At 72.2% G+C, this 12,948-nt stretch carries 9 protein-coding genes; 2 read left to right on the top strand and 7 right to left on the bottom strand.

The features are described from left to right. The first annotated feature begins 82 nt into the window (after positions 1 to 82). Complete coding sequence (locus FZ938_RS29120; protein ID WP_149201661.1) at positions 83 to 1,174, top strand: PA0069 family radical SAM protein; 1,092 nt, start codon at positions 83 to 85, stop codon at positions 1,172 to 1,174. 4 nt (positions 1,175 to 1,178) lie between these two features. Here the strand turns inward: FZ938_RS29120 and FZ938_RS29115 are convergent, their stop codons facing one another. The 3 genes from FZ938_RS29115 to FZ938_RS29105 form a co-directional block, all read right to left on the bottom strand. Further along, positions 1,179 to 1,433 carry a hypothetical protein gene (locus FZ938_RS29115; protein WP_149201660.1) on the bottom strand — a complete coding sequence of 85 codons (255 nt, stop codon included), beginning with the start codon at positions 1,431 to 1,433 and terminating at the stop codon, positions 1,179 to 1,181. Between the two features lie 105 nt (positions 1,434 to 1,538). Beyond that, entirely contained in the window at positions 1,539 to 2,837 is a 1,299-nt protein-coding gene (locus FZ938_RS29110; RefSeq protein ID WP_149201659.1) for an MFS transporter, read from the bottom strand. Between the two features lie 6 nt (positions 2,838 to 2,843). Next, positions 2,844 to 4,502: a tetratricopeptide repeat protein gene (locus FZ938_RS29105; RefSeq protein ID WP_149201658.1), complete on the bottom strand. Its 1,659-nt coding sequence runs from the start codon at positions 4,500 to 4,502 to the stop codon at positions 2,844 to 2,846. 178 nt (positions 4,503 to 4,680) lie between these two features. Between FZ938_RS29105 and FZ938_RS29100 the strand changes: the two genes are divergently transcribed. Next, complete coding sequence (locus FZ938_RS29100) at positions 4,681 to 6,246, top strand: adenosine deaminase family protein (protein WP_149201657.1); 1,566 nt, start codon at positions 4,681 to 4,683, stop codon at positions 6,244 to 6,246. 7 nt (positions 6,247 to 6,253) lie between these two features. Here the strand turns inward: FZ938_RS29100 and tagF are convergent, their stop codons facing one another. The 4 genes from tagF to FZ938_RS29080 all read right to left on the bottom strand — a co-directional run bounded on the left by tagF (position 6,254) and on the right by FZ938_RS29080 (position 12,850). After that, positions 6,254 to 6,937 carry a type VI secretion system-associated protein TagF gene (tagF, locus tag FZ938_RS29095; RefSeq protein WP_246457588.1) on the bottom strand — a complete coding sequence of 228 codons (684 nt, stop codon included), beginning with the start codon at positions 6,935 to 6,937 and terminating at the stop codon, positions 6,254 to 6,256. 14 nt (positions 6,938 to 6,951) lie between these two features. Further along, positions 6,952 to 9,030, bottom strand: coding sequence for a type VI secretion system membrane subunit TssM (gene tssM, locus FZ938_RS29090; protein WP_149201656.1), 2,079 nt, complete (start codon positions 9,028 to 9,030; stop codon positions 6,952 to 6,954). Positions 9,031 to 9,040: 10 nt separating this feature from the next. Next, positions 9,041 to 10,294: a type IVB secretion system protein IcmH/DotU gene (gene icmH, locus FZ938_RS29085; protein WP_149201655.1), complete on the bottom strand. Its 1,254-nt coding sequence runs from the start codon at positions 10,292 to 10,294 to the stop codon at positions 9,041 to 9,043. Positions 10,295 to 10,387: 93 nt separating this feature from the next. Further along, positions 10,388 to 12,850 carry a transglycosylase domain-containing protein gene (locus FZ938_RS29080; protein ID WP_149201654.1) on the bottom strand — a complete coding sequence of 821 codons (2,463 nt, stop codon included), beginning with the start codon at positions 12,848 to 12,850 and terminating at the stop codon, positions 10,388 to 10,390. Positions 12,851 to 12,948 lie beyond the last annotated feature (98 nt).

Below are 12,948 nucleotides of genomic sequence, written 5' to 3'. Positions count from 1 at the left end.
GTTGGGTAGGGTGATCGAACGCCGGGCCGCATCCCCCTGTTGTTCGCTTTACGTTCCACTCCGCCACGGCTAAGCTGCGGGCATGGACGAGATAAGGCGATCCCCGATCAAGGGCCGCGGGGCGGTCAGCAACGACACCGGGCGGTTCGAGCGCGAGACCCGCGTCCTGACCGACGACGGCTGGACCGGCTATGCGGAGGGCGGGAACGAGGCGCTGTCCGATCCCGTCCGCACCACCGTTGCCCCGGCGTCGGCCAAGTCGATCATCACCAGCAACCAGTCGCCCGACATCCCCTTCGACCGGTCGGTGAACCCGTACCAGGGGTGCGAGCACGCCTGCATCTACTGCTTCGCCCGGCCGACCCATGCCTATCTGGGACTGTCGCCGGGGCTGGATTTCGAGACGAAACTGTTCGCCAAGCGCAATGCGGCGGAGTTGCTGGCGAAGGAGCTGCGGGCGAAATCCTACGAATGCCAGCCGCTGGCGCTGGGGGCCAACACCGATCCCTACCAGCCGGTCGAGCGGACGGAGGGAATCACCCGTCGCGTGCTGGAGGTCTGCCGCGACTTCCACCAGCCGGTCAGCATCATCACAAAATCGGCGCTGGTGCTGCGCGATCTGGACATCCTGGCGCCGATGGCGGCGGAGGGGCTGGCGTCGGTGGCGCTTTCCGTCACCACGCTGGACCGCGACCTCGCCCGCGTGATGGAGCCGCGGGCAAGCACGCCGCCGCGCCGGCTGGAGGCGATCCGCAGCTTGACGCAAGCCGGTGTGCCGGTTGCGGTGCTCGCCAGCCCGATGATCCCCGCCCTGAACGACCATGAACTGGAGGCGATCCTGGAGGCGGCGGCCGGTGCCGGGGCGACCGCCGCCAACTATATCCTGCTGCGCCTGCCGCTGGAGATCGCCGGGCTGTTCGAGGAATGGCTGCGCGTCCACGTCCCCAACCGCGCCGACCGCGTGCTGAGCCTGATGCGGCAGAGCCGCGACGGCGCGCTCTACCGCTCCGGATTCGGAACGCGGATGAAGGGCACCGGTCCTTACGCCGAGTTGCTGCGCCATCGCTTCAAGCTGGCCTGCCGCAAGCATGGGCTGGGCGGCCGGAGCTGGCAACTCGACTGCAGCCGCTTCCGGGTGCCGCCGGCCGTGGGGGACCAGCTGTCGCTGCTGTGAACCGTCAGGAGCGGCGGAACATCCGGCCCCAGGGCGCCAGCGGGTCGGCGTCCTTCGGGGTGGCGTCCTTCGGCGTGGCGGTGGAGTTGGACAGGGCCGACAGGGGAAGGCGGCCGGTCGCCAGCATCGCCATCACCAGCGCGGGATGGGCAGGACCCGCCGCGGCGGTGTCATGGCCGGCCTGATCGGCCTCGGCCGAATCATCGTTCAGCGCTTCGTTGATGCGGGCGAAGGCTTCGATGTCTTTGATGTGCAGCATGGTCCGTGCCCCTCGGCTTCGACATTTGTGCGTCGCAGCAAAAACGAAGGTAACAGCTCTGCCCTCGAATGGTCTCACGTGCGGCGCTTTGACGCGGCCCTTTTTCTAACGGGCCGGTTCGCGAACGGCCAGCATAAGCCCGAAGCCGATGACGAAGAAAGCCAGAACCGTCGCCATGCCGGCGCGCTGGCTGTCGAAAGCCTGGGTCGCCAGCCCGAACAGCAGCGGCCCGAAGAAGCCGACGAAGCGGCCGGTCAGACCGTAGAGCCCGAACATCTCGCCCGCCATGCCGGGCGGGGCGAGCCGCGCCATCATCGACCGCCCGGCCGCCTGCGCCGGTCCGAAGAACAGCCCGAGCCCCAGCGCGAAGACCCAGAACCACAGCCGCTCGGTCGCCAGCAGCAGCGGCAGGCCGCACAGCGCCATACCCGCCAGCGCGATCAGGATCACCGGCTTGGCGCCTGCCCGGTCATCCATCCAGGCGAAGCCGATGGCTCCCGCCCCGGCCACCACGTTGAGCGCGATGGCGAAGACCAGGATTTCCTCGAAGCTCATGCCGAAGGTGCCGGCGGCGAAGATGCCGCCGAAGGCGGTGATGGTGTTGATGCCGTCGCGGTAGAAGGCGCTGGCGACCAGGAAGCGCGCCACCTCGCGGTAGCGCCGGACCTGACGCAGCGTGGCGGCCAGCGTCGCCACCCCCTCGCGCGCCGCCCGGATCAGGCCGTGGCCGGTGGATGGCTCGTCGGGTACCCAGAGGAAATAGGGCAGCGCGAACAGCCCGTACCAGGCGGCGGCCAGCAGGACGGTGGCGCGGACATTGGCCTGCGGTCCCCAGTCGGCCCACTCCATCCCGAACAGGCCGAACAGCGGGGCCGGTGCCTTGACGAAGCCGACCAGGGCCAGGACCAGGCAGGCCAGCCCGCCGAAATAGCCGATGCCCCAGCCCCAGCCCGACACGCGGCCGAGCAGCCGCGCCGGCACCAGCCCCGGCAGGGTGGCGTTGTAGAAGACGTTGGCCAGCTCGAACGCCACGGTGGCGACCACCACGCAGGCCAGCGCGAAGACGGCGTCGGCCGGATCGGGACGCACCCACCACAGGGCGGCGGTGAACAGGACCGTGACCAGCGTGAACAGCGCCATCCACGGCTTGCGCCGCCCGGCGCGGTCGGCGATGGCGCCCAGCACCGGGCTGAGCGCCGCGATGGCCACGCCGGCCACCGTCATGGCGGCACTCCACCGCGCCGTGCCCTCCACCGGATCGCCGACAACGCCGCGGGCGAAATAGACCGCGAAGACGAAGGTGGTGATGATGGTGTTGTAGGCCGAATTCGCCCAGTCGTAGAGACACCAGGAGGCGATGGCGCGGCGGGATGGGGCGTCGGGGGACGGAGCGGCTCCGGTCACGCCCGCTTACCCCTGCTCGCCCCCCGCCAACCCGTCCACCCCGAAGGAGATCTGGTTGTTGTCGTAGCGGGCGACGATGCGCAGGCGGTCGCCGGCCGACAGCGCGATCGGCTTTTCCAGGAAGGTCATCGCCTGCTTCCAGTGGTTGGTGCGGGCGCGGCTTTCCGACTTGTAGACCACTTCCTCGTCCATGAAGAGGTCGAACCAGAAGGCGACGCCGTGGCAGGTGCCGGCGGTGACGATGGTCACGTCGATCACCCGCTCTCCCTCTTCCGGCATGTTGCGGGTGAAGTCGAAATCCAGCGCGGTGAAGGGCTTGGACAGCGGCGTGTGGGCGTCGGCGCCGAGGTCGATCTGCTGGTAGCCAGGGGAGCGGAAGACGTCGAAGCTGCCCATGTCGAAGCCGTCGATGGTCTCCACCGGGTTGATGCGGGCCAGCTCCGGCGTCTCCACCAGCATGGCGTAGACGGTGGAGGCGCGCGGGATGATGGCGCCGCCCGGCTTCACCAGATGGGTGCGGGCATGCTGCAGCACCGACAGCATGCGCGGGGCCAGCATGCCGATGTTGATGAGTTCGGAAACGAAGACGTCGGCCTTCTCCGGCAGGTCGCCGCCGTCGCCCACCGTCAGCTGGGTGGACAGGCGCGGCACCACGTCGATGCGGCCGGCATAGCCGTTGCGCGCGACCGTTTCCTTGGCGACGCGGGCCAGGATCGGGTTGACCTCGCAGGTCACCACCTTCTTCGCGCCGGCGCGCGCCGCCATCATGGCGACGATGCCGGAGCCGGTGCCGATCTCCAGCACCAGCGAATCGGGTTTCACCGCCCGTTCCAGCGACTGCTTGTAGGCCTCGTTCCGCTCGAAATCATTGATCATCGGCAGGTGCCAGCCGGGCACCGCGTTGGAGTAGATCAGCCGGCGGGTGAACTTCACCATCGGGTGGTCGGGCGCCTGTTCGCGCGCCGCCTCGATCACCTCGATGGCCTCCGCCGCGCGGTCCAGGCTCTGCAACACATGGGCGAGGCCGACCTGGGCGGGGACGAAGCGCGGGGCGGCGGCGAGCACGGTGCGGAACTCCGCCTCAGCCTCGGCCAGCCGGCCGCGGGTGGAGAGAAGCTCCGCCAGGCTGTAATGGACGTCGAGATAGTCGGGCGCCTGCTCCAGCGCGGTGCGGAAATGCCGTTCCGCCTCTTCCAGATCGCCCAGCTCGCGCAGGGTGGCGGCGAGGAAATGGTGCATCTCCGGCGCTTGCGCCCGCAGGTCCAGCGCGCTGCGGAAACAGTCCGCCGCCTCCTCCAGCCGGCTTTGCGCCTTCAGCGCGTTGCCGAGGTTGCCGTGCAGTTCGGGCAGGCGCGGGTTGATGGCGAGGCCGGCGCGGAACGCCTCCTCCGCCTCCGCCGGGCGGGCCTGCTGGAAGAGCAGGCTGCCGCGGCTGTTGTGGAAGGACGGGTCGTTGCCGTTCTCCGCGATGGCCTGGGCGAACAGGGCCAGCGCGTTCTCGGGGTGGTCGGTGTGGGCGGCGACCAGCCCCAGCAGATGCAGCGCCTGGGCATTGTGCGGATCCGTCGCCAGGATCGCCCGGCAGACCTGTTCCGCCCCCGCCAGATCGTTGCTGCGGAAACGCTTGGCCGCGTCGAGCAGGGTCGGGGCGGGGGTGTCGGTCATCGCTGCGGCTCCAAAGACGGCGGGTACGGCGGGAACACGAAAAGATCGCCGCACCATACCGGGAATTGCCGCCCCGCTACAGCCTTTCGATCCGCAACCTTCCACCGGGCTGGGCCATTGCGCTCGCGCGATTACCACGGCATGAATACCCGCAAAAGGAGAATGAGGAGTCGGGTGCATGTCGGACGTGGGAATGATCGGGCGCATGAAGGGCGGCGTGACGGGGGCGCTGGCGACGACGCTGCTGCTGGCGGGCTGCGCCACGGCGGAGATGGGCGGCGCCGGCGCCGCAGGGGGCGATGTCGCCGGGTCGGCGGCGGCGCGGCGGTTCGAGGCGGTGCGGACCAGCCCGCCGGAGCTGCGCGCCTTCCTGTACCGCATGCCCAAGGGGGCGGACCTGCACAGCCACCTGACCGGCGCCGTCTATGCCGAGACCTATATGCGGATGGCGGCGGACGCCGACCTCTGCTTCGACGTGAAGGGCAAGACGCTGGTGGCGCCGACGGCGCAGGCGCCCTGCGACGCCAAGGCCGGGCGGCCGGGCGCCGCGGCGGTGATCGCCGACGGCGTGCTGTATCCGGTGGCGCTGGACGCGCTGTCGACGCGCGACGCGCTGCCGGTCTCCGGCTACAGCCTGCACGACCAGTTCTTCGCCACCTTCGGGCGGTTCCGCGCCGCCGCTTCCTCCACCGGCGATCTGCTGGCCGAGGTGGTGGACCGCGCCGGCCGGCAGGGCGAGCGCCATGTCGAGCTGATGGTGTCCTTCGGCACCGGCCCGGCCGCCGCCATCGGCAAGGCATTCCCCTGGACACCGCAGGCGGCGGCCGACCTGCCGGGCACCGCCGACCGGCTGGTCGCCGCCGGCCTGCCGGCGCTGGTCGCCCCGGCCCGGCAGGAGATCGACGCGGCCGAGGCGCGGATGCGCAGCGTGCTGGGCTGCGGCACGCCGGCGGCGCGGCCGGGCTGCGCGGTGTCGGTACGCTACCTCCAGCAGGTGTCGCGCACGCAGGCGCCGGGGCCGGTCTTCGCCACCACCCTGTTCAACGCCCTGCTGGAAGCGCAGGAGCCGCGGGTCGTCGGCCTGAACTTCGTGGCGCCGGAGGACAATCCGGTGGCGCTGGACGACTACGACCTGCACATGCGCATGGTGGCAGAGGCCAAGCGGCGCAATCCCGGCACCAACGTCGCCCTGCATGCCGGCGAGCTGACGCTGGGCCTCGTCCCGCCGGAGCGGCTGCGCGACCACATCCGCAAGGCGGTGGAGATCGCCGGGGCCAGGCGTATCGGCCATGGCGTCGACGTGATGTATGAGGAGGATCCCCAGGGCCTGCTGCGGACGATGGCTGCGCGCAAGGTGGCGGTGGAGATCAACTTGACCAGCAACGACAAGATCCTGGGCGTCAGCGGCAAGGCCCACCCGCTGCCGGTCTATCGCGCTGCAGGCGTGCCGGTGGTGCTGTCCACCGACGATGAAGGTGTGAGCAGGATCGACCTGACCAACGAACTGCAGCGCGCGGTCGAGGAGTTCGGGCTGGGCTATGGCGATCTGGTCGGGTTGGCGCGCGCCAGCCTGGAGCACAGCTTCCTGCCCGGCGACAGCCTGTGGTCCGCCCCCGGCTGCACCCCGCCGGTGCATGAGGACGCCTGCCGCGCGGTGACGGAGCGCAGCGAGAAGGCGCAGGTGCAATGGGGGCTGGAAGAGGCGCTGGCCCGCTTCGACCGCGAGATGGCGGGGACGCCGTAATGTCCCCCTACCCCTCCTCGGCGTTCTCCCAGCCCCAGCGGGTCCAGGCGCCGTCGAGGAAGGCGGTCGGGCGGGGGGCGGCGGGGAGGCCGGGGCAGGACAGCAGCGACGGCGCGATGCGGCCGGCGCCGCGGGTCCACCACAGGCTGGCATCCGCGCCCAAGGGACCGGACAGGCGGCCGAGAAGGGCGCGGGTGGCGGCGCCGACACGCTCCGGCTCCGGACGGCCGAGGATGGCGAGGCGGGCCGGCAAACCTTCCACATCGGCGCCGGCTCGGCAGGCGTCGGCCGCCAGCGACTCGGCGCGGGCCAGCCACGCGGCGCAGGCGGCGGGGGCGTCGGCGATGTCGAAGCCGGCGGGCAGGCCGGCGGCGATGGTGAAGGGATAGGGACGGCCGACGCGGTCGGCGCTGGATATCCACACGCCGATCAGCGGGGTGGCGCCGCACAGGCCGGCCGACAGGGCGAAGCGCCAGACCGGAGCTTGGGCGAACAGGGACTCCCACTCGGCGCCCAATTGGCGGCCGGCCTCGCCCAGCGCCGCCGACAGCCAGCGGTCCCATGGGCCGAGCACGGCCGGCGGCAGGCCGTGGCCGACGAAATCGCCGCGCGCCGGGACCTTGCCGTGGAAGCCCATCACCGGATCGGCGCCCAGCCCAGCGCCCATCCCGGCGGCAATGCCACGCGGCATGCCGAACGAACCCATCATGGCAGGGCGGCCCGGCTGGCCGGGATCGGTTGCGGGGCCGGCTGGGGCGTCGATTCGGCGAGCACCTCCTCGACGCGGGCGACCAGCGCCTCGTCGGGCGGGACCGGGGCGAAGCCGACGGCGAACAGCGCGGCCAGATGGTCGCCGAGGGCGCGGCGCGCCGCCTCGTTGACCGGGCCGGGAAGCGTGCGCTGCCAGTCGAGCGCCAGCCATTCCGCCAGCGCGCCGGCGTCCATCGGCCCGGCCCCGCCAACCATGCGGTAGAGGCGCAGGGTCTGGCGCAGCTGGTCGGGCAAGGCCCAGTCGGCGCGCAGTCGCTCCTCCAGCCTGAGGGCGATGCGGGCGAGGAACTGGCTGCGCAGGGCGCGGCTGTAGGCCTCCCGCGCCGGGACGGCGATGCGGGCGCCCTGGTAGAGCCCGCCGGCCAGCTTCGGCTCGGCCCAGCTTTGAGCATCGTCGAAGGCGTGCGGCAGGGCGCGCAGGCCGTTCAGCGCCGGCAGGATCGCCGCCGGGTCGGCATCGTCCACCCGCATCAGCGCGCGCGGCGGCGTGTCGAGCGGGCGCAGCGCCGCCTCCACCGCCGCGGCGCCGGCATCGGCACGGTCCAGCAGGGCGGCGTTGCCCCGCGCGCTGACCATCCACCAGCCGCCGAGCGCCGCGCCCAGCAGCAGGGCGGCGGCGGCGGACAGGGCGTTGCGGCGGCGGCGGGTGCGCTCCACCACGCGGTCGACCTGGGCGAGGTTGGCCTCCGGAAAGACGACCTCGGGCAGCAGCCGGTCGAGGAAATAGGTGGAGGCCGGGCCGTCGGCCTCCGGCTCCAGCAGGCCGAGCGGGCCACCGGTCTGCGTGGCGCTGGTCAGGTAGAGCCCGCGCAGGCGCGGCGTCTCCTCGCCATGTTCGGAGCCGAAGACGGTGTCGACGATGTCGGCCAGCGCCGGCTCCAGCTCCGCCACCCGCAGCGGCAGGGTGAAGGCGTCGCTGCGGCGGCGGATGTCGGGTTCCTGGTGCAGCCGGTCAAGCAGCCGCTCGTCCAGCCGGCACACCAGACCGGCATAAAGGTCGCGGAAGACGGGCAGCGGGCTGGCGGTTTCCGGTTCTTCAGCCGGCAGGGTCAGGCCCCAGATCTGGCTGCGCGCCTCGCGGTCCAGCGGGTCGAAGAAGGTGGTGAAGCCGTCCAGCAGGTCGGCCTTGGTCAGCAGCAGATAGACCGGCAGGCGGACGCCCAGCTGCACCCGCAGCTCGTTCAGGCGCTGGCGGATCAGGATGGCGTGGTTGCGGCGCTCGGCATCGGTCCAGCCGGTCAGTTCGGGGATGCTGACGGTGAGAAGGACGCCGTTGGCGGGCTGGCGCGGGCGATGCTCCTTCAACAGGTCGAGCAGGCCGGACCACACCCGGCCGTCGACCGCGCGCCGGCTGTCCTGGGTGGTGTAGCGGCCGGCGGTGTCGATCAGCACGGCGCGGTCGGTGAACCACCAGTCGCAGTTGCGGGTGCCGGCCAGCCCGGCCAGCGGCCCGGTGACGGTGCCGTTGAGCAGCGGGGTGGCGAGGCCGGTGTTGGCCAGCGCCGTCGTCTTGCCCGAACCGGGGGCGCCGATCACCAGATACCAGGGCAGCTGGTAGAGATAACGCCCGCCCCGCCGCTTGCGCAGCTGGGCCAGCACGGCGTCGAGGCGCTTGCGCACCACGCCGATCTCCTCCAGCGAGGCCTTCAGTTCCGGATCGCGGCCGGCGGCCAGCGCTTCCAGCAGGCGGGCGTTGGCGGCGCGCTCGCGGCCGTCGATGCGGCGGTTGACGGCGATCCACACCGCCAGCGCCAGGACCAGCGGCAGCAGACGGACGCTCCAGTCGGCCTGGATGGTCGGCAGCAGGTGGGGGGCGGCGGATGCGGCCAGACGCGGCAGCAGCAGCCAGCCGGCCAGCCCCAGCGCCAGCGCGCCCGCCAGCGAGGTCGCCCAGCGGGCGCGGGCGGAGCGGTGGGGCGAGGGCGTGGCGGCGGGTTTGCGGCGCCTGACGGTCTTCTTCGCCGCCTTCTTCGCCGGAGTGGCGCCGGCCTTCTTGGGACGGGGATCGGCCATGGCGGGCGCCCTATTGCGGATAGAGGCGGATGTCGACCCGCCGGTTGGCGTCGCGCCCGGCGGGCGTGTCGTTCAGCGCGACCGGCTCCTGGTCGCCATGGCCCTCGGCCGACAGGCGGGCGGGGGCGATCGTGTGCTCCAGCAGCTTGCGGACGGCTTCGGCACGGGCGTCGGTCAGGGATTGCGCGGTGGCGAGACGTCCGGTCGGCGGCGTCTGGTCGTCGGTGTGGGCGACCACCAGCACGCCGCCGGACTCGGTCGCCAGCGTCTGGCCCACCCGCTCGACGATGGCGCGGTGGCGGGCCTTCACCGCGTCGCTGCCGGTGGCGAACATCGCCGCCGCCGGGATGCGGATGACCAGGGCGCCGTCCTCTCCCGCCAGCACCTCGACGGAGCCGGTGCGGATCTCCGGGGCGAGCCGGCCGGTGATGCGGGCGATCAGGGCCGGGCCGGCAGTGGGCGGCGGCGGCGGGACCAACCGGGCGATCTCGATCGGCCGGTCGGGCAGCAATGCCGCGATGCGGGCGGCCACCGGCTCCGCCCGGCGGTCGAGGCCGCCGGCGAAATGGACATAGAGGCCGGACAGGCCCAGCGCCACCGCCGCCCAGATGAGCCAGCCGGGCCAGCCGGGCAAGCCGCCGCCCAGCCTGTTGCCGAGCCTGTTGCCGGGCGGGCGGAACGGCTCCGCCACCCCGGTCCAGGCCGGCGACAGCTCCGCCGGCACGTCGCCGCGGGCGCGGCGCAGGATGCGGTACAGCTCGTCGCGCAGGCGGGCGAGGTCGTGGGCACCGCCGGGCTTGTCGCGAAAGCGGCCTTCGAAGCCCAGCGACAGGCAGGCGTAGAACAGCTCCAGCGCGTGGCGGTGGCGGCGCGGGTCGCCCAGCATGCCGTCGAGCAGGTCGAAGAAGCGTACTCCGGCGCCCGGCTCGGCCACTGCCGCCCCGCCATGGCCGGCGGCGCGGGCGACGTCGTCCAGCGTGGCGGCCAACGCGATGCGGGCGGCGCGGATGTCGTCGGGGTCGAGACCGGCCGCCGCGGCGGCACGGTCGAACCGCTCCAGCGCCGCGGCGGCGGCGCGTGGCGGATCGCTCAGGGCGCGGTCGCGCAGCGAGGTGGCGAGCGCCAGCACCGGCGCGGCGACGCTGAGCAGCGGGTTGAGGGCGTCGCGGAGGCGGGCAGGCGGAGCGGGGGTGTTGGCGGCGGCCGGCGGGGGGGCAGCCTCCGCCAGCAGTTCCGCTCCGTCCAGTCCATCGTCCGCCTGCATGTGTCGTCCGCCGTGGGGAAAGTCGGGGGAGGTATAGCAGGGTCGGGGCGGTGGGGGGAACTTGAAGCCCTCTCCCGGGGCGGGAGAGGGAGCTTACCGCACCCCGGTGTTGCTGTAGTCGTTCTGCACCTTCGGCGCGGCGCCGGAGCCGCCGGCGATCTTCTCGATCAGCGAGCCGATGGCGCCGCCCGGCCGCGCGTCGGCCGATGCCATCGGGACGCCGTTCGGCGGCCCCAATCCAGGCACCACGCTGCCGGGCGGCGGCGTCCAGGCGGGGGCGCCGTCCAGGCCGGGGAGCGGGCGGGCGGGCTTGCCGGCATGGGCGTCCAGCATGAACTCGCGCCACAGCTTGGCCGGCAGGGTGCCGCCGGTGACCTTCTTCATGGCGTCGTTGTTGTCGTTGCCGAGCCAGACGCCGGCGACCAGATCGGCGGTGAAGCCGACGAACCAGGCGTCGTGATAGTCCTGGGTGGTGCCGGATTTGGCCGCCGCCGGGCGGTTCAGCCGGGCGCTGCGGCCGGTGCCGTAGTCGAGCACGCCGGTCATCATCCGGGCGAGCTGGACCGCATGGGCAGGGTCGACCACCGGCGCGCCGCCGCCGCCCTGGCGCCGGTAGAGAACGACACCGTCGCGGCTTTTGATCTCGGTGATGGCATAGGCCCATACTGGAACGCCGCGGTTGGCGATGCCGGCATAGGCGCGCACCAGTTCCAGCGGCGTCACCTCGCTGGTGCCGAGCGCCAGCGACAGGTCGCGGGTCAGCGGCGAGGAGATGCCGAGATCCGACGCGATCCGCCGCACCCGGTCGGTGCCGACCCGGTCGATCAGCCGCGCCGTCGCGGTGTTGGACGAATGGGCCAGCGCCGAGGCCAGCGTGATGCTGCCGCGGTACTTGCCGTCGTAATTGCCGGGGCTCCAATTGCCGAGTTGGACCGGAGCGTCGTCGATCAGGCTGTCGGGGGTCCAGCCGGTTTCCAGCGCCGCCAGATAGACGAAGGGCTTGAAGGCCGAGCCCGGCTGGCGCAGCGCCTGGGTGGCGCGGTTGAACTCGCTGCTGTCGTAATCGCGGCCGCCGACCAGCGCGCGCACGGCGCCGTCGGGGCTCATGGCGACCAGTGCGCCCTGGCGGACGTTGGCGGCGGCGCCGGGGCCGGCCAGCAGCGCTTCCATCCGCTGTTCGGCGGCGCGCTGCATCTTCAGGTCCAGCGTGGTGCGGACGATGACGTCGCCATGGTCGGGGCCGGCGAAGCCCGGCACCAGATCGGTCACCCAGTCGGCGAAATAGCGGCCGTCGCCGCCGGGCCTGCGCTTGGGCGAGGGCTTGGCGGTGCGGGCGGCGTCATACTGCGCCTGGGTCAGATAGCCGGCGTCGAGCATCGCCGCCATCACCACCCGCGCCCGCTCCGCCGACTCATCCGGGTTGGAGCTGGGGGCGTAGCGCGACGGCGCCTTCAGCAGGCCGGCCAGCACCGCCGATTCGCGGATGTCGACCTCGGTCGCCGGCTTGCCGAAATAGGTGCGGGCCGCGGCGTCCACCCCGAAGGTGCCGGCGCCGAGATAGACGCGGTTCAGATAGGCGGTGAGGATCTGGTCCTTGGTGAAGCGGCTCTCCAGCCAAAGCGCCAGCATCGCTTCCTGGATCTTGCGCTTCAGCGACTTCTCGGGGGTCAGGAACAGGTTCTTGGCGAGCTGCTGGGTGATGGTGGAGCCGCCCTGCACCGCCCTGCCGGAGCGCCAGTTGACATAGATGGCGCGGGCCAGACCCAGCGGATCGATGCCAAAATGGCTGTAGAAGCGGCGGTCCTCGATCGCCAGCACGGCGTCGACCAGATGCGGCGGCAGATCCTTCACGCTGAGCGTCGTGCCGTGCAGGTCGCCGAAGCGGGCGAACTCGCTGCCGTCGGCGGCCAGAACGGTGATCGAGGCGCGGCGTTCGAACTGCGCCACCTTGGAGATGTCCGGCAGGTCGAGCGCGAACCAGGCCAGCACCGCGCCCAGCCCGATGCCGCACCAGATGGCGGCGACCAGCCCCCATTGCAGCAGCTGCCTCATCCAGCCGCCGCCCTTGTCCCCGTTTTTACTGGGTGGCTGCGGCGGCTGGGAGCCGCCGGACCGGGGGGCGGACGGCTTGGACGTGCCGAGTTCGGGCGCTTTGAATTTGGGCGCTTTGAATTTGGGCAAGGAGATCCTTGGCAGGGTGAAGGACGGCAGCGTGAAGGACGGCAAGCCGCGGCGGCGCGGCCGGCGTGGCTGCTTGTAGGGCGTCGGCGGCGGGGCGGCGACGGGAGGCGGCTGCCTGCGGCGCGGCTTGCCCTGGCCCAGTTTGCCCTGGCCCAGTTTGCCCTGGCCCAGTTTGCCCTGGCCGAGTCTCTGGCCAAGGGTAGCCAGCCGGTCGCGGGCAATCCCGAACGCCTTGGCGGCCAGCACACGGGCGACCTCGCCCGCCGTCAGCCGGTCGAGCGGCGACGGGTCTTCGCGGGTGCGGACCGGGCGGGGGCCGGCATAGAGCTGGCCCGTCCTCTGGTCCCTTTGGTGGTCGGGTCGGTCGGCGGTCACGGCGCGCTCGCTGAAGCCCCATCGGGTCGATGCGGTGAGTGCGGGAAACGTTCCCGCTTCGGTCCTCATACGCCTACATCCGCGCCGCCGGAAGACCG

It is taken from the genome of Azospirillum oryzae (genome assembly GCF_008364795.1).
Taxonomy (GTDB): domain Bacteria; phylum Pseudomonadota; class Alphaproteobacteria; order Azospirillales; family Azospirillaceae; genus Azospirillum; species Azospirillum oryzae.
Note: the sequence above shows the minus strand (reverse complement) of the source record. Positions and strands in the feature narration are given on the sequence as shown.

What these genes read in the sequence shown, in the direction of transcription:
- FZ938_RS29120 (WP_149201661.1), top strand. Translation starts at nt 83, where the DNA reads ATGGACGAGATAAGGCGATCCCCGATCAAGGGCCGCGGGGCGGTCAGC.
- FZ938_RS29115 (WP_149201660.1), bottom strand. Translation starts at nt 1,433, where the DNA reads ATGCTGCACATCAAAGACATCGAAGCCTTCGCCCGCATCAACGAAGCG.
- FZ938_RS29105 (WP_149201658.1), bottom strand. Translation starts at nt 4,502, where the DNA reads ATGACCGACACCCCCGCCCCGACCCTGCTCGACGCGGCCAAGCGTTTC.
- FZ938_RS29100 (WP_149201657.1), top strand. Translation starts at nt 4,681, where the DNA reads ATGTCGGACGTGGGAATGATCGGGCGCATGAAGGGCGGCGTGACGGGG.
- tagF (WP_246457588.1), bottom strand. Translation starts at nt 6,937, where the DNA reads ATGCCGCGTGGCATTGCCGCCGGGATGGGCGCTGGGCTGGGCGCCGAT.
- tssM (WP_149201656.1), bottom strand. Translation starts at nt 9,030, where the DNA reads ATGGCCGATCCCCGTCCCAAGAAGGCCGGCGCCACTCCGGCGAAGAAG.
- icmH (WP_149201655.1), bottom strand. Translation starts at nt 10,294, where the DNA reads ATGCAGGCGGACGATGGACTGGACGGAGCGGAACTGCTGGCGGAGGCT.